Annotated in this window: 11 protein-coding genes; 8 read left to right on the top strand and 3 right to left on the bottom strand. The window is 67.9% G+C overall.

The window, feature by feature from the left end; genetic code table 11:
- Positions 1 to 22 precede the first annotated feature (22 nt).
- From ACNUDN_RS18005 to ACNUDN_RS17970, 8 genes are all read left to right on the top strand, one after another.
- Positions 23 to 442 (top strand): MmpS family transport accessory protein, encoded by a 420-nt coding sequence (locus tag ACNUDN_RS18005; RefSeq protein WP_419123165.1) that lies wholly within the window; start codon positions 23 to 25, stop codon positions 440 to 442.
- Entirely contained in the window at positions 439 to 3279 is a 2841-nt protein-coding gene (locus ACNUDN_RS18000; RefSeq protein ID WP_419123164.1) for an MMPL/RND family transporter, read from the top strand. The genes ACNUDN_RS18005 and ACNUDN_RS18000 overlap by 4 nt, the downstream gene beginning before the upstream one ends.
- Positions 3280 to 3386: 107 nt before the next feature.
- Complete coding sequence (locus tag ACNUDN_RS17995) at positions 3387 to 4436, top strand: PhoH family protein (RefSeq protein ID WP_419123163.1); 1050 nt, start codon at positions 3387 to 3389, stop codon at positions 4434 to 4436.
- 8 nt (positions 4437 to 4444) lie between these two features.
- Positions 4445 to 4999: an rRNA maturation RNase YbeY gene (gene ybeY / locus ACNUDN_RS17990; RefSeq protein ID WP_419123162.1), complete on the top strand. Its 555-nt coding sequence runs from the start codon at positions 4445 to 4447 to the stop codon at positions 4997 to 4999.
- Positions 4996 to 6291 (top strand): hemolysin family protein, encoded by a 1296-nt coding sequence (locus ACNUDN_RS17985; protein WP_419123161.1) that lies wholly within the window; start codon positions 4996 to 4998, stop codon positions 6289 to 6291. Before ybeY ends, ACNUDN_RS17985 begins: the two co-directional genes overlap by 4 nt.
- Entirely contained in the window at positions 6291 to 6608 is a 318-nt protein-coding gene (locus ACNUDN_RS17980) for a cytidine deaminase-like protein (RefSeq protein ID WP_419123160.1), read from the top strand. Before ACNUDN_RS17985 ends, ACNUDN_RS17980 begins: the two co-directional genes overlap by 1 nt.
- Entirely contained in the window at positions 6605 to 7522 is a 918-nt protein-coding gene (gene era, locus ACNUDN_RS17975; protein WP_419123159.1) for a GTPase Era, read from the top strand. The genes ACNUDN_RS17980 and era overlap by 4 nt, the downstream gene beginning before the upstream one ends.
- A 76-nt stretch (positions 7523 to 7598) precedes the next feature.
- Positions 7599 to 10784 carry an AAA family ATPase gene (locus tag ACNUDN_RS17970; RefSeq protein WP_419123158.1) on the top strand — a complete coding sequence of 1062 codons (3186 nt, stop codon included), beginning with the start codon at positions 7599 to 7601 and terminating at the stop codon, positions 10782 to 10784.
- A gap of 131 nt (positions 10785 to 10915) precedes the next feature.
- On the opposite strand, the gene ACNUDN_RS17965 is transcribed toward ACNUDN_RS17970, so the two are convergent.
- The 3 genes from ACNUDN_RS17965 to ACNUDN_RS17955 all read right to left on the bottom strand — a co-directional run bounded on the left by ACNUDN_RS17965 (position 10916) and on the right by ACNUDN_RS17955 (position 15661).
- Positions 10916 to 13561: an AAA family ATPase gene (locus ACNUDN_RS17965; RefSeq protein WP_419123157.1), complete on the bottom strand. Its 2646-nt coding sequence runs from the start codon at positions 13559 to 13561 to the stop codon at positions 10916 to 10918.
- 95 nt (positions 13562 to 13656) lie between these two features.
- Positions 13657 to 14124: a CAP domain-containing protein gene (locus ACNUDN_RS17960; protein WP_419125204.1), complete on the bottom strand. Its 468-nt coding sequence runs from the start codon at positions 14122 to 14124 to the stop codon at positions 13657 to 13659.
- Positions 14125 to 14152: 28 nt separating this feature from the next.
- The gene (locus ACNUDN_RS17955; RefSeq protein ID WP_419123156.1) at positions 14153 to 15661 is read right to left on the bottom strand and encodes an amidase; all 1509 of its coding nucleotides are present in this window, start codon (positions 15659 to 15661) and stop codon (positions 14153 to 14155) included.
- Positions 15662 to 15703 lie beyond the last annotated feature (42 nt).

Below are 15703 nucleotides of genomic sequence, written 5' to 3'. Positions count from 1 at the left end.
GACCTCGACGATTCTCACCCGTGTGACCCGAGCGTGGATACCGCTGGCTTTGGTGATCGTGCTGGTCGTCGGGGGCTTCGCGGTCTGGCGGCTCCGCAACGTCTTCGGATCCGAGCAGTTGCCGACCTACGCCGGGAGTATGTCCGAGGATTCGAACAGGTCCGATCCGAAGATCGTGCGCTACGAGATCTTCGGCGAGCCGGGTGCGACCGCCGATATCAACTACATCGACGCCGAGGGCGACCCGAACCAGGTGGTCGGAGCGGTGCTGCCCTGGTCGATCGAGGTCGAGACCAACTCGCCGGCCATGGTTGGAAACGTGGTGGCCCAAGGTGACGGCGGCTTCATCGGCTGCCGGATCTTCGCCGACGACGCCGTCAAGGACGAACGGACCGCCACCAACGTGACCGCCTACGTCTACTGCTTCACGAAGTCGGCATGAGACAGTCCGAACACCGCGGACGGTCGTTGCGCGACCCCACACCCGTCGCCCGCTGGATCCGTCGTCTGGCCGTCCCGATCATCCTCGGCTGGGTGCTCGTGGTCGCGGCGCTCAATCTGCTGGTGCCCCAACTGGAAGTGGTGGCCGCCCAGAACGCGGTGTCGATGAGCCCGAGCGACGCGCCCGCGATGAAGGCGATGTCGGACATGGGCCGGCTGTTCGGGGAATCGGATTCGGACTCCATCGCGATGGTGGTGCTCGAAGGTGATCAACCGCTCGGCGACGATGCCCACGCCTACTACGACCGGCTCATCGAGAAATTCGAGGCCGCCCCCGACGCCGTCCGCAGCATCCAGGACATGTGGGGCGACCCGCTGACCGAAGCCGCCGCACAGAGCTCCGACGGTCGCGCGGCCTACGTCGCTCTGAGCCTGGCCGGAAACATGGGCGAGACCAGGTCCAACGAATCAGTCGCGGTCGTGCGCGACATCGTCGCCCACTCGCCTCCGCCGCCCGGTGTCCAGGTGCATGTGACCGGACCGGCAGCCCTGACCGCCGATGTCAACATCGCCGGCGAGAGCAGTATGGCGCTGATCCTGCTGGTCACCTTCGCGGTGATCATCGTGCTGCTGCTGTTCTTCTATCGCTCGGTCACCACCGTCGTGCTGTTGCTGATCATGGTCGGTGTCCAGATGTCGGTCGCGCGCGGTGTGGTGGCCGCACTGGGGCACCACCAGATCATCGGGTTGTCCACCTTTGCGGTGAACCTGCTGATCTCACTGGCAGTGGCCGCCGGCACCGACTACGCGATCTTCCTCGTCGGGCGCTACCAGGAGGCCCGGTCCTCCGGCGCGACCCACGAGCAGGCCTACTACGAGATGTTCGGTGGTACCGCGCACGTCGTGCTCGGTTCCGGCCTCACCATCGCCGGGGCCATGTACTGCCTGTCGTTCACCCGGATGCCGTACTTCCAGAGCATGGGCGTGCCCTGCGCGGTGGGCATCGTCGCCGGAGTCGCGGTCGCGCTGACGATGGGACCGGCGATCGTCACCGTCGGCAGCCGTTTCGGCCTGCTCGAACCCAAGCGTGCCATGCGGATCCGCGCCTGGCGCCGGGTCGGAACCACGGTGGTGCGCTGGCCCGGGCCCATCCTGGTGGCGTCGTTGGCGCTGGCGCTGATCGGGCTCGCCGCCCTACCCGGGTACCAGACCAGCTACGACGACACCCGCTACATCCCGGCGTCGATTCCGGCCAACGCCGGACTGCAGGCGGCCACCAAGTACTTCTCGCTGTCGCGGATGAGCCCGGAGGTGCTCATCGTGGAGGCCGACCGCGACCTGCGTAACTCGGCGGACTTCCTGGTCCTCGATCGGCTCGCCAAGCGCGTGTTCGCCGTCGAGGGGGTGGCACGCGTGCAGGCCCCCAGCCGGCCCGACGGCGACCCGATCGCGCATACCTCGATCCCGTTCCTGATCAGCATGCAGGGCGTCGGTCAGCAGCAGAACATGAAGCTGATGAAGGACCGCATCGCCGACATGCGGACTCAGGCCGACGACATCGGCGAGACCATCGCCACCATGAAGACGATGTACGCGCTGATGACCAAGTTCTCCGACATCACCACCGTGATGATCGACGACATGGCCGACATGCGCGACACCGTGCACCAGGTGCGGGACATGGTCGCGAACTTCGACGACCAGTTCCGGCCGATCCGCAACTACTTCTACTGGGAACCGCACTGTTACAACATTCCGCTGTGCTGGTCGTTCCGGTCGTTGTTCGACTCGATGGACGGCATCAGCGTCATGACCGACACCTTCGACAAGGCGGTCATGAACATGGACGAGATGAAGGCGCTGCTGCCGCAGATGCTCGCCACGTTCCCGCCGATGATCGAGACCATGGAGAGCATGCGTCAGATGATGCTGACGACGTATGCCACGATGGGCGGCTTCTACGACCAGATGGACGAGCTCACCCGCAATTCGACCGACATGGGCAAAGCGTTCGACCAGGCCAAGAACGACGACTCGTTCTACCTGCCGCCCGAGGTGTTCGACAACGAGGACTTCACGCGGGCAATGGACAGCTTCTTCTCGCCCGACGGCAAGACGGTCCGGATGCTCATCGCCCACCGCGGCAACCCGACCACCGAAGAGGCGCTGCAGCGGGTCGAGCCGATCAAGATTGCGGCCATCGAGGCGCTCAAGGGCACCCCGCTGGAGAACGCCGAGATCCAGCTCGGTGGCACCGCCGCCACCTTCAAGGACATGTCCGACGGGTCGCGCTATGACCTGCTGATCGCGGTGATCTCGGCGATGTGCCTAGTTCTGATGATCATGCTGGTGCTGACCCGCAGCCTGGTCGCCGCGCTGGTCATCGTGGGTACCGTGACCCTGTCGCTGGGCGCGTCATTCGGCATCTCGATCCTGATCTGGCAGCACATCGTCGGCATCGAACTGCACTGGATGGTGCTGGCGCTGTCGATCATCGCGCTGATTGCGGTGGGATCGGACTACAACCTGCTGTTGGTGTCCCGGTTCAAGGAGGAGATCCCGGCCGGCATCAAAACCGGCATCATCCGCGCGATCGGCGGCACCGGCAGCGTGGTCACCGTCGCCGGGGTGGTCTTCGCGCTGACCATGGCATCGATGGTGGTCAGCGACCTGCGGGTGATGGCGCAGGTCGGGACCACGATCGGGCTGGGCCTGCTGTTCGACACGTTCATCGTGCGCGCGTTCATGATGCCGTCCATCGCCACGCTGCTCGGCCGCTGGTTCTGGTGGCCGCTGGTGGTGCGGTCCCGGCCGCTGCGCCCAGCTGAGAAGCCATAAGCATTGGGCGCTCGTCGCGCGCAGGGCTAAACTGAGACCTCAACGGGTTCCCTCCCGGAACCTCGGCTCCCCCGGATAGCACTCAGGAAGCAGGCAGAAAACCTCACGTGGCGCCCCGCGAGAATGAAGGCTCGGACGGATCGGCACCGTCGGTCCGCAGCAGCAGCAGAATCGATGTTCCTCCTGCACTCGTCATGGGCCTCCTGGGATCCTCGGACGAGAATCTGCGTGAGCTCGAGCAGCTTCTGGCCGCCGACATCCACGCCCGCGGAAACGCGATCACGCTGTCCGGCGAGGTCGCCGACGTCGCACTGGGCGAGCGGGTCATCTCCGAACTGCTGGGCGTGGTCGGCAATGGTCAGCGACTGACGCCGGACGCGGTCCGCCACAGTGTGGCGATGCTGACCGGCGCCGGTGACGAGTCGCCTGCCGAGGTCTTGACGCTCGACATCCTGTCGCGACGCGGCAAGACGATCCGCCCCAAAACCCTGAACCAGAAGCGCTATGTCGATGCGATCGACACCAAGACCATCGTGTTCGGTATCGGTCCGGCCGGCACCGGCAAGACCTACCTGGCCATGGCCAAAGCCGTCAGCGCATTGCAGACCAAGAAGGTCAGCCGCATCATCCTGACCCGCCCTGCGGTGGAGGCCGGCGAGCGACTGGGCTTTCTGCCGGGCACCCTGAGCGAGAAGATCGACCCGTATCTGCGCCCGCTCTATGACGCCCTGCACGACATGATGGACCCCGAGCTGATCCCGAAGCTGATGGGTGCCGGTGTCATAGAGGTTGCGCCGCTTGCCTATATGCGCGGCCGGACCCTCAACGACGCCTTCATCATCCTCGACGAGGCACAGAACACCACCGCCGAACAGATGAAGATGTTCCTCACCCGTCTGGGTTTCGGCTCGAAGATCGTCGTGACAGGGGATATCACCCAGGTCGACCTGCCCGGTGGCGCGGCTTCCGGGCTGCGCGCGGCGATGCGCATCCTCGACGGTATCGACGACATCCACTTCGCCGAACTGACTAGCGCTGATGTCGTGCGGCACCGGCTGGTGTCCGAGATCGTGGACGCATACGCGAAGTTCGAGGAACCCACCTTGATGAACCGGGCGCAGCGTCGCTCCTCCGGTTCGGGACGGCCACGGCGGTAACGACTCTCATGAGCATCGAGGTGTCGAACGAATCGGGTGTCGACGTTTCCGAAGAGGAACTGATCAGCGTCGCCCGGTTCGTCATCCGCAAGATGGACGTCAATCCCGCTGCCGAGCTGTCGATGGTGTTGCTCGACAGCGCGGCGATGGCCGATCTGCACATGCGCTGGATGGATCTGCCCGGTCCGACCGACGTGATGAGTTTTCCGATGGACGAGCTGGAACCGGGGGGCCGGCCGGACGCGCCCGAGCCCGGGCCCTCGATGCTCGGCGATATCGTCTTGTGCCCGGACTTCGCGGCGAAACAGGCCGCCGACGCCGGGCACACCCTGGGACAGGAGTTGGCTCTGCTCACGGTGCACGGTGTGCTGCACCTACTGGGCTACGACCACGCCGAACCCGACGAGGAGAAAGAGATGTTCGCGCTGCAGCGCCAACTGCTCGAGGAGTGGGTGGCCGAGCAGGTGCAGGCCTACCACCTGGACCGGCAGAGCGAGAAGGACCGGCGGCTGCTCGACAAGTCCCGGTACTTCGATGATGTGAACCGCGGCGACATTCCGTGACCCCGGTGGGCCAACTCATCAGTGCCGTCGTACTGATCCTGTTCGGTGGGTTGTTCGCTGCCATCGACGCGGCGTTGAGCACGGTGTCGATGGCGCGCGTGGACGAGCTCGTCCGCGACGAACGCCCCGGTGCGGTGCGGTTGTCCCGGGTCATGGTCGAGCGACCTCGCTACATCAATCTCATTGTGCTGCTTCGAATCACGTGCGAAGTGAGCGCGACGGTCCTGTTGGCCGCGTTTCTGGACGGCATCCTCGGTGTGACCTGGGGTCTGGTGGCGGCCGCGGCGATCATGGCGGTGGTCAGCTTCGTCGTCATCGGTGTCGGGCCGCGCACCCTGGGCAGACAGAACGCATACAGCATCGCGTTGGTGACCGCCCTTCCGCTGCAGGCGATCTCGGTGCTGCTGTTACCGGTCAGCCGACTACTGGTGCTCATCGGTAATGCCCTGACACCCGGACGGGGTTTCCGCAACGGCCCGTTCGCCTCGGAGATCGAATTGCGCGAGGTCGTCGACCTCGCCCAGCAGCGCGGCGTGGTGGCCGACGACGAGCGCCGGATGATCCAGTCGGTGTTCGAGCTCGGTGACACCCCGGCCCGCGAGGTGATGGTGCCGCGGACCGAGATGGTGTGGATCGAACACGACAAGACCGCGGGGCAGGCCACATCGCTGGCGGTGCGCAGCGGGCACTCCCGGATTCCGGTGGTCGGTGAGAACGTCGACGACATCGTCGGTGTGGTGTACCTCAAGGATCTGGTGCAGCGCACGTACCACGCGCCCAATCAGGGCCGCGACACCGCAGTGTCGGATGTGATGCGCACGCCGACGTTCGTGCCGGACTCCAAGCCGCTCGATGCGCTGCTGCGTGACATGCAGCGCGACCGGGTCCACATGGTGCTGCTGGTCGACGAATACGGGGCAATCGCCGGATTGGTCACCATCGAAGACGTTCTTGAGGAGATCGTGGGCGAGATCGCCGACGAGTACGACACCGACGAGGTGGCACCGGTCGAGGATCTGGGGGATCAGCAGTACCGGGTCTCGGCGCGGCTGTCGATCGAGGACCTCGGCGAACTCTATGATCTCGATTTCGGGGAGCATCTGGACGTCGACACGGTCGGCGGGCTGGTCGCCCTGGAGCTGGGACGAGTTCCGCTGCCCGGTGCCGAGGTCACCTGGGACGGTTTGCGGCTGCGCGCCGAGGGCGGGCCGGACCCGCGGGGTCGGGTGCGGGTCGGCACCGTGCTGGTCAGCCCGGTCGAACCGCAGCCGCAGGACGTGGAGGAAAGCTGATGAGCACGCTCAACCCCGAGGACGCCAAGCTGGTGGTGCTGGCCCGAGGTGCGATGGGCCGGGCCGAGGCGAGTAGCGGAGCCGCGGTCCGCGACGCCGACGGCCGGACCTACGCCGGTGCGCCCGTCGCGCTGGCCGCGCTGACGTTGACCGCGTTGCAGGCCGCCGTCGCCGCAGCGGTGTCCAGTGGTGCGACGGCATTGGAAGCCGCCGTCCTGGTGGGCGGTTCACCCGAGGACGCGGGCGTCGCCGCGGTCCGGGAGCTCGCACCGGACGCCGCAGTCGTCGTCACCGATCGTGCGGGCACACCGCTGTGAGCGACGAGGACGAATTCCGTTCGGGTTTCGTGTGTTTCGTGGGCCGCCCGAATACCGGCAAGTCAACGTTGACCAACGCGCTGGTGGGCAGCAAGGTCGCGATCACGTCGAACCGGCCGCAGACCACCCGGCACACCATCCGCGGCATCGTGCATCGCGACGACGTGCAGATCGTGCTCGTCGACACCCCGGGGTTGCACCGGCCCCGCACGCTGCTCGGACAGCGGCTCAACGACCTGGTCAAGGACACCTACTCCGAGGTCGACATCATCGGCCTGTGCATCCCGGCCGACGAGAAGATCGGCCCGGGGGACCGGTGGATCCACGAACAGATCCGCGCGGTCGCGCCGAAGACCACCCTGATCGCGATCGTCACCAAGATCGACAAGGTCTCCAAAGATCGGGTCGGCGAACAATTGCTTGCGGTCAGCGAACTCGTCGGACCGGACACCGAAATCGTACCGGTGTCGGCGACCTCGGGGACCCAGCTCGACGTGCTGATCGAGGTGCTGGCCGCGAAGCTGCCGCCCGGGCCCGCGTTCTATCCCGACGGGGAACTGACCGACGAGCCCGAAGAAGTGCTGATGGCCGAACTCATCCGGGAGGCAGCGCTGGAGGGTGTGCGCGACGAGTTGCCGCACTCGCTGGCGGTGGTGATCGACGAAGTGGAGCAACGGCCGGGCCGCGACGATCTCGACCCGCTGATCGCGGTGCACGCGATCCTCTACGTCGAGCGGGATTCCCAGAAGGGCATCGTCATCGGCAAGGGCGGCGCGCGGCTGCGCGAGGTCGGCACCAACGCACGTACCCAGATCGAGAAGCTGTTGGGCACCAGGGTCTATCTGGACCTGCGCGTCAAGATCGCCAAGAACTGGCAACGCGACCCCAAACAGCTCGGCCGGCTGGGTTTCTGAGGCGGAATCGCCCCGCTCGGCGGGGGTGCGTCCTACCCTGAGTCGGGGCGACCCGATTGCGGGGATCGGTGAGGCGATGGCGGCGGTGACCGTATGCGGGTCTTGCGGCAACGGGCTGCGCGACACCGCGAAATTCTGTGACGAGTGCGGCGCCCCGATGTCGGCGGCACCCGAAGCCTCGGGCTACAAGCAGGTCACGGTGTTGTTCGCCGACGTGGTGCGCTCGATGCACATGGCGGCGACGCTGGACCTGGAGAGGTTCCGGGCGGTGATGACCGATCTGGTGGAAACCGCAGCGGCGGTGCTCAGGAGCTACGGGGGGACGGTCGCGCATACCGGTGACGGGGTCATGGGCCTCTTCGGAGCGCCGATCGCCATGGAAGACCATGCATTTCGGGGTTGCCTTGCCGCGTTGGCGCTGCAGGCGGAAGTGCAGCGGCTGGCGGCGAGCGTGGAGCGCAGCGACAATGTGCTGCTGCAGGTGCGGGTGGGACTGAACTCGGGGCGGGTGATCGCCGGTGAGATCGGCTCGGGATCGTTGGGGTACACCGCGACCGGGGCGGCTGTCGGGTTTGCCCAACGCCTGGAATCGATTGCGCCGCCCGGTGCGGTGATGGTGTCGGAGTCGACCGCGCAACTGACCGAAGACCGCGTGGTGCTGTCCGATCCGGAGTCGGTGCGGGTGAGGGGATTTGACGAGCCGGTATGCGCGCGCCGGTTGTTGTCGATCCGGGGGCGCAGCAGCGTGATGACGAGCACCGAGGCAGGTCTGGTAGGTCGGCACAGGGAGATGGCGGTCCTCGGGACCTTGGTGGAGTGTTCGCTCACCGGCCACGGGGCCATCGGTAACGTCGTCGGACCGCCAGGTATCGGCAAGAGCAGGGTGGTGCGGGAGGCGGCCGCGCCGGCGGCCGACCGCGGCATCGGCGTCATCTGGATCTTCTGCGAGTCACACGCCCGCGACATCGCTTTCGGCGCGGTGGTGCAGCTGCTCCGTGCCGTCACCGGGGTGACCGACCTCGATGACCGTAGCGCGCGCGCACGGATCCGCGATAAGTTCCCCCGCAGCGATGAGCAGGACCTGCTGCTCCTCGACGAACTGCTCGGGATCGCCGATCCGACAGCGCCGCGGCCGCAGATCGACCCCGACGCTCGTCGCCGCCGGTTGACCGCGCTCGTCAATGCCGCGACCTCGGCGCGCACGCAGCCGCTGCTGGTGATCCTTGAAGATGCGCACTGGATCGACGCGGTGAGCGAGTCCATGATCACGGACTTCCTGACCGTCACCCCGGGCAGCCCGACCACAGTGCTGATCACCTCTCGGCCGGAATACGGCGGACCGCTGCGGCATGGCCACGGTGCGCGAGAACTGGTGCTTGCCCCGCTGGCTGACAGCGATATCGCGGATCTGCTGGAAGATCTCCTGGGTTCGGATGCGTCACTGGGTGAATTGCCGGCAGTCGTTGCCGACCGTGCGCGGGGGAACCCCTTCTTCGCCGAGGAGATGGTCCGGGAATTGGTGCAGCGCGGCGTGCTGACCGGGGCGCGCGGGAACTACGTGTGTGACACGGATGCAGCCGAGGTGCACGTCCCGGCCACAGTGCAGGCAGCGATCGAAGCACGCATGGACCGGTTGAGCCCGTCGGCCAGACGGACGCTGAACGCCGCGTCGGTGATCGGAGACCGGTTCGGTACCGACATGCTCACTGCGTTGGGGATCGAACCTGCCGTCGACGAACTGCTCGGCGTCGATCTCATCGACCAGATCAGATTCACCCCGCCTGCGCAGTACGCGTTTCGTCATCCGCTGATCCGGGCCGTGGCCTACGAATCACAGCTGAAAACCACTCGCGCCGAGGTGCACCGTCGGCTTGCCGCCGTCATCGCCGGCGCCGCGACGTCCGAGGACGAGCATGCTGCGGCGATCGCGGAGCACCTGCACGCCGCGGGAGACCTGCGGGAGGCCTTCGGCTGGCACATGCGGGCCGCGACCTGGTCGACCAGCCGCGACATCGCCGCCGCACGGGGTAACTGGGAGCGGGCCAAGGACATTGCCGATCGGCTGGCCGGCGACGACGTCGGCCAGATCGCGATGCGCATCGCCCCCCGCACCATGCTCTGCGTCACCGACTGGCAGGCCCGCCCCGTGCAGAAGGTGTGGGGTCGGTTCACAGAGTTGCGGCGACTGTGCGCGAGGGCCGATGACAAGGTGTCCCTGGCGATCGGAATGACCGGGCTGGCAACGGAACTGCTCTATGCCGGCCGTCCCGGTGAAGGCGCCCGGCTGGCCTCTGAACAGATGGCGTTGCTGGAGTCCATCGGTGATCCCACCCTGACCGCGGGTTTGTCGTTCGTGGCGTTCGCGAACTGGTTCAACTCCGGAGATTTCGGCCAGATCCTGGCCTGGTCACAGCGTGTCGTCGAGCTGACCGGGGGCGACCCGGCCATGGGAGGTGACTTCGGCGTCGGATCGCCGCTGGCGGTCGCGCTGACCTTCCGGGGCATCGCGCGGTGGTGGCTCGGACATACCGGATGGCGCGACGACCTCGACGAAGCCGCGGCGATAGCCCTCCGCAGCGACCCCACCACCCGCGCTCTCGTCATCGCCTGGGCCCAGCTGTCCCTGATCTACGGGGTGTCGCTCGCGGACGAGTCGGTGGTGCGCACGGTTGAGGAAGCAGCCCGGATCGCCGAGATCTGCAGCAATGACTTCGCCGTGATGGGGACCCAATTCACGCTGGGGGTGACGTTACTGCACCGCGAATCCGAAGCCGAGCGGCAGCGCGGCCTGGAGCTGATGGTGCGGGCCCGCGACGAGTTCCTGCCGATGCGCGCCCCCTCGCTGGTGCCGTTGACGGAGGTCTTTATCGCGCGCGAGGTGGCCCGCTCAGGTGACCGTGACCCCGCCATCACGGTGATGCGCAGGGCCGTCGACGAGCTCCACCGGGCACGGCGATTCGGGTGGGCGGTCTGCGCGAGCGACATCCTCGTTCAGACGTTGCTCGAGCGGAACGACACCGCTGACCCGGCCGCCGCCCAGGTCGAGATCGACCGGCTGGCGATGATGGCGACCGGCGCCGATTCGGTCGTCCTCGAGCTCACCGTGCTGCGGTTGCGGGCTCTCATGGCGGGCACACACGGAGACGACCTCACCCACCGCGACCTGGTGCGCCGGTACCGCACCCTGGCGACGACGCACGGCTACGACGGACATATCGCCTGCGCTGACGCTCTGCAGCGACGGTGTCCGTCTGACCCCTGAACCTGCCCGGGGGCGGGTGCGGGCCGTTCGACCCCTCGCTCCGAACGACCGCACCCGAAGCCATCGTCGGACGGACCGCGGCCCGACGCCGCAGTACCGAGGTACCGCACCTGCGCGGGCGCGGCGCCGGTCTACTGAGGTGCGGTGCCCGGCTCATCTCGGGGTCGCAGCAGTGCGGCGAGCTCTTCGCGGGTTGTCGTCCCGGTCTTCGACATCGCCCGGTAGATGTGGCTTTCCACGGTGCGTACCGACAACGTCAACCGCGCGGCGATATCGCGGCTGTGCAACTTCTCGCCGATGAGCATCACGATCTCGCGTTCGCGATCGGTCAGCGGCAGGGGCGCATTGACCCGTCGCAGCAGCGGGGTGCTGGCGCCGGACTTCTCGGCCAGCGCCGACGCCCGTGCCAGACACGCCAATGCCGATCCCCGCAGGCCTCGGTCGCGATACACCAGTGCCGCGTGGGCGTCGGCATCGACGGCGGCAACCACATCGCCCATGCGCTCGAATTCCTGAGCAAGCGAGGACATTTCACCGGGATCACGGTCGTGTACCGCATCGGCGAAGCGCGCGGCCAGGGCAGCCCGCGGCCCCTCCACCAGCGCCGCCAGTTCGTGCAGTCGGGCCGCGCTGGTGCGGTCGCCGAACTGGACCGCGGTCTGCAGACAGGCCACCTCGGCAGCCAACCGCCCCAGGGCCGAGGCTCTCTCGGCGGCCGACAGCAGGATGCCGATCGCCTCGCCCAGGGCGCCCTGGCCGGCGCATACCCATGCCCGGGCCAGGCTCTGCTCGTGGTCAAGCGCCCGGAAGGGGCGCCGTGTGTCGGCGAAGGCGGCGAGGATGTCTGCAGCTTCGTCGACCCGGCCGCACATCGCCAGCACCATCGCGTGGGGATAGTGATACCGGAACCCCCAGCCCAGCGCATGCGTCGCGGCGAAGCCGACTGCGGACTGGTCCAACAGCTCGGATGCCGCGCGAAGCTCGCCGGCCCCCAGCGCCGCCCGACCGGCCACCGCGGCGCCCAGCAGCTGTGCGGCCCCCGGTAGCTCGGCGGACTGTTGCTGCACCCGCTGTGCGACGGCGAGTGCGTCGCGAACCCGTCCGGCGAACAGCAGCGCGGTGACGTGTGCGTCGGCGATGTTGAACCTCATGTGCGGAGCGTCGAACGAAACGTCGGCCGCGCGGTAGCCGGATTCCGCGGCGTCGACGGCTGCGGCGGTGCGCCCCGCCTCGGCATGGACGGTGCTCAGCACCCAGCCGAGTTCCGCGCCGACCACGGCAGGCAGGTGGTCGGGCACCAGCTGCGCCGAGGCGGCCAGGGCCGCCTCGGGAAGGTCCATCGCAAACCAGTACACCGTGCGGAACGCGTCGATGTAGCCGCGGTTCTGGGGCGAGACCCCGTGGCCGGCGCGGTCGACGAGCTCTTTGGCGCGCGGGGGGTCCCCGAGTGCCCACAATGCGTTGCTGGCCCGCAGGAAGGCAAGTCGGGCGCGCTGTTCATCAGGCAGCTCGGGGGAGTCGACGGTGGCCAGCGTCGCGTCGGCCTGTTCACCCCGACCGAGCCAGGACAGCGCATGGGCTCGGATGAACAGGGCTTCCGGCCCGGCCCCCGCCCTCGCGGCCGCCTCGGCGAGTTTCTCGGCGAGACCGAGGTCGGCCAGCCACACGGCGCCACGCGCGGCGCCGGTCAGCAGGTCCGCATCGGCGGGCAGGTCGGAATCGACACTCAGCGTCGCGCGACGCACCAGCACCTGCATCTCATCACGATCGGCGCACCGGGCCAGCTCGGTGGCGACCAGTCCACGCAGCCGACGCAGGGTGGTTTCGGGGGCGGTTCGGCGTCGTACCTCGCCGTAGATCGGGTGCGCCAGCCGCACGTCGATACCGGCGACGGTCCGCGTCAGGGCGAGCAGACCACCGATGTCGGCGTCCTCCACCGCGCCGGGTGCGGTGATGCGGCTCAGCATCGACAGACCGATGGGCTCCCCGACGGCCAGGGTGTCGATCACGTGGGCCACCGCGGTCGGGAGGTCGCCGATGCGGGATTCGATCAGTTCGACCAGGCCGGGTGGCATGGCCGGATCGTCAACCCATCGCCAGGCGCCGTGCCGGAATTCGACTCGCCCGTCGGCGATCTCCTGCTCGACGATGTGGCACAGGTACAGGGCGTTCCCACGGGTCAGCTCCCACAACCGGTGCGCCGACGGCGGATCCACCGGTCCGCCCAACGCCGCCGCCACCAGCGCGAGGGTGTCCTCGCGAGGCAGGGCAGGGAGGTGAAGGCGGTCGAATTGGCCGACCTTGCAGATTTCGTGAATCGCGGTGGGCGCCGGTTTCCTGGCCGACACGGTTTTCCTGGCCGACACGGTGAGGATGACCTTGGCCGCGGCACGCTGGACGATCTGGTGCACGACGAACGCCGACAGATCGTCGAGCAGGTGGGCATCGTCGACGACGATCACAACGGGCGCACCGGTCGGCGTCTGCGTCAGGGCGGTGATGACCCCACGCAGCAGCGCGACCGTCTCGGTGACACCCGGTGGGGTCCATGCCGCGAACGTGGCCAGCGGGACCGATCGTGCTGACGACGTGCCCACCGCGTGGCGGATTTCGCACCCGCGCGACTGCGCGGCCGACATCGCCTCGCGCGCGATGCGGCTCTTTCCCACACCCATTTCGCCGGTGACGAGGACACCGGAGACGTCAGGGGTCGTCAATGCGGCCTCGATGCGCCGCAACTCCTCGGAGCGACCGGTCAGCGGCCACGTCAACCGCACCCCAGAAGCCTAGAAGCGTCGCCGGCGCTACGCCGGGGTTTCGATGGTGCCCGTCGCGCCGCGCGTCCTCGGCACGCCGAGCGTCCTCGCAGCGGTCAGCCCGGCTGACCGTAGACCGCCACCACCACGCTGCGGTCCAGACTGTTCTCCGACCACACCCCGATTTGGGTGTTCGCGCAGTTGGACATGATCGCCATGTAGTCCGGCCGGTAGTACCACTGGTTGAGGATCTCGATGCCGCTGATGGCCAGCGCGGGGTTGATCGCGACCGTTTCGGCGACGGTGCCGACGAAACCTGCCTTGTTGGCGCGGTCCTGCGGAGTGGACCCGTCCGAGCCGATGTCGCCGCCCAGCGCCCGGTTGTGCAGGACGTCGTTGGTGTGCCACTGGGCCGCCAGCTGCAACTGGGGGTTGATCTTGATATCGGTGTCGCAGTCGTTGTTCTGCTGGATCGTGTACACGTTGACCACGACGCTCTCGTTGAGGCGTCGATTGTCGGCCTGGGCCGCGGGCATACCCACGACGGCCGCGGCCACGAGGCCCACGGCGGGCACGACACGCATGCTGTTGCTGACGATCACAGCCCGCAGATTACGCGACCTGACCGGTCACCGAGTCCGGAGCGGCCAGATTGGGGGCGTCGGCCGCGGTCGGCGGCGTCCACCAATCGTCGGGCTGGTGCACCGCCCACCCGTTGATCGCCTCGAGCGCGGCCGCCAGCGAGACCAGCAGCGGTTCGCTGTCGGCCGGACCCATCAGCTGGACTCCGATCGGCAGCCCGTCGGAGGTGAACCCGGCCGGCACGTTGATCGAGGGCCAGCCCAACAGGTTCCACGGCCAGGTCACCGGGCAGGCCTTGATCATCATCCGATCGGTGGCCAGGCCGCCGAGCTGGTCGAACGCGTGCACCTGCAGTGGGGGCAGCGCGGTGGTGGGGGCCAGTACGACATCGGCCAGGTTGAAGATCCAGCCGATTCGCTGCTGAGTTGCGGCTTCGCGGGCACGCGCCTTGCGAAGTACGTTCTGCGACAGCAGCCAGCCCATCCTGGCATTGGAACGGGTGCGTCTGTCCCATCGGACGCCGTGGCCCAGCCGGTCCATCCATTCGGGGATGCCCGCGGTGGAGCGGGCCAGGAAGTTCCACGACATGCCCACGTTGTAGTCAGGGTCGGCGGTCACGATGGTGTGACCGAGCTGGGCCAGCTGATCGGCGACGGCGTCCAGCGCGGCATGGATCTCGGGGTGCAGGGTGGCGCGGAACCCGGTGAACGGCAGCTTCGTGGACTTGGCGATGCGCAGCGGCCCCGGTGCACGCGAGACGTAATCGGAGACCCGCACCGGCGCCGGGGTGTGCAGGTCCCCAGGGGCGTTGCCGGACGCCGCGTCGAGCAGCAGCGCCGCATCAGCCACGGTGCGGGCCAGCACACCGTTGACGGTGATCCCGTTGAACGCCTCACCCAGTGGAGCGGTCGAGATCCGACCGCGCTGCGGTTTGATGCCGACCAGATGCGTCCACGCCGCCGGGATGCGCACGCTGCCCGCGCCGTCGGAGCCGATCGCGGCGGCAACCAGTCCGGCCGCGACGGCCGCCGCGCTGCCGCCCGACGAGCCGCCCGGTGTGTGCTCTCGCGACCACGGGTTGCGGGTGTGCCCGAAGGCCGGACCGCTGGTGAACGGCCACTGGCCGAGCTCGCAGGTGTTGGTCTTGCCGACGATCACCGCGCCGGCCGCGCGCAACCGGCGCACCACCTCGGCGTCGGCGTCGGCGACGCGCATCTCACCGTCGGCGCCGAACCGGGTCGGCACACCGGCGATGTCGACGTCGTCTTTGACCGCGATCGGGATGCCCAGCAGCGGGTGACGCGAAATATCGGCGCCCGCCGCGCGTTTGCGGTCCGCCTCGGCGGCGGCGGCAAGCGCCTGGTCGGTGAGCACCACGCGGAAGGCGTTCAGGGTGGGCTGGCTCGCCTCGATGTTCTCCAGCGACCGCCGGACCAGGTCAACCGAGGTGGCGGTGCCGCTGGCGAGTTGGAACAACTGATTGCCCAACGTGGGAAACCGGCGTCGGGACATGCTGCGGGAGGTGGAGGTGTCGACCATCACTTACGAGAGTATCGGCGATGCGGACACCGAAATCGTCCC

Source organism: Mycobacterium sp. smrl_JER01, assembly GCF_048513595.2.
Lineage (GTDB): Bacteria > Actinomycetota > Actinomycetes > Mycobacteriales > Mycobacteriaceae > Mycobacterium.
The sequence above is the reverse complement of the archived record's forward strand: the minus strand, read 5'-3'. Positions and strand labels throughout refer to the sequence as shown.

What these genes read in the sequence shown, in the direction of transcription:
- ybeY (WP_419123162.1), top strand. Translation starts at nt 4,445, where the DNA reads ATGAGCATCGAGGTGTCGAACGAATCGGGTGTCGACGTTTCCGAAGAG.
- ACNUDN_RS18000 (WP_419123164.1), top strand. Translation starts at nt 439, where the DNA reads ATGAGACAGTCCGAACACCGCGGACGGTCGTTGCGCGACCCCACACCC.
- ACNUDN_RS17980 (WP_419123160.1), top strand. Translation starts at nt 6,291, where the DNA reads ATGAGCACGCTCAACCCCGAGGACGCCAAGCTGGTGGTGCTGGCCCGA.
- ACNUDN_RS17960 (WP_419125204.1), bottom strand. Translation starts at nt 14,124, where the DNA reads ATGCGTGTCGTGCCCGCCGTGGGCCTCGTGGCCGCGGCCGTCGTGGGT.
- ACNUDN_RS17970 (WP_419123158.1), top strand. Translation starts at nt 7,599, where the DNA reads ATGGCGGCGGTGACCGTATGCGGGTCTTGCGGCAACGGGCTGCGCGAC.
- ACNUDN_RS17955 (WP_419123156.1), bottom strand. Translation starts at nt 15,661, where the DNA reads ATGGTCGACACCTCCACCTCCCGCAGCATGTCCCGACGCCGGTTTCCC.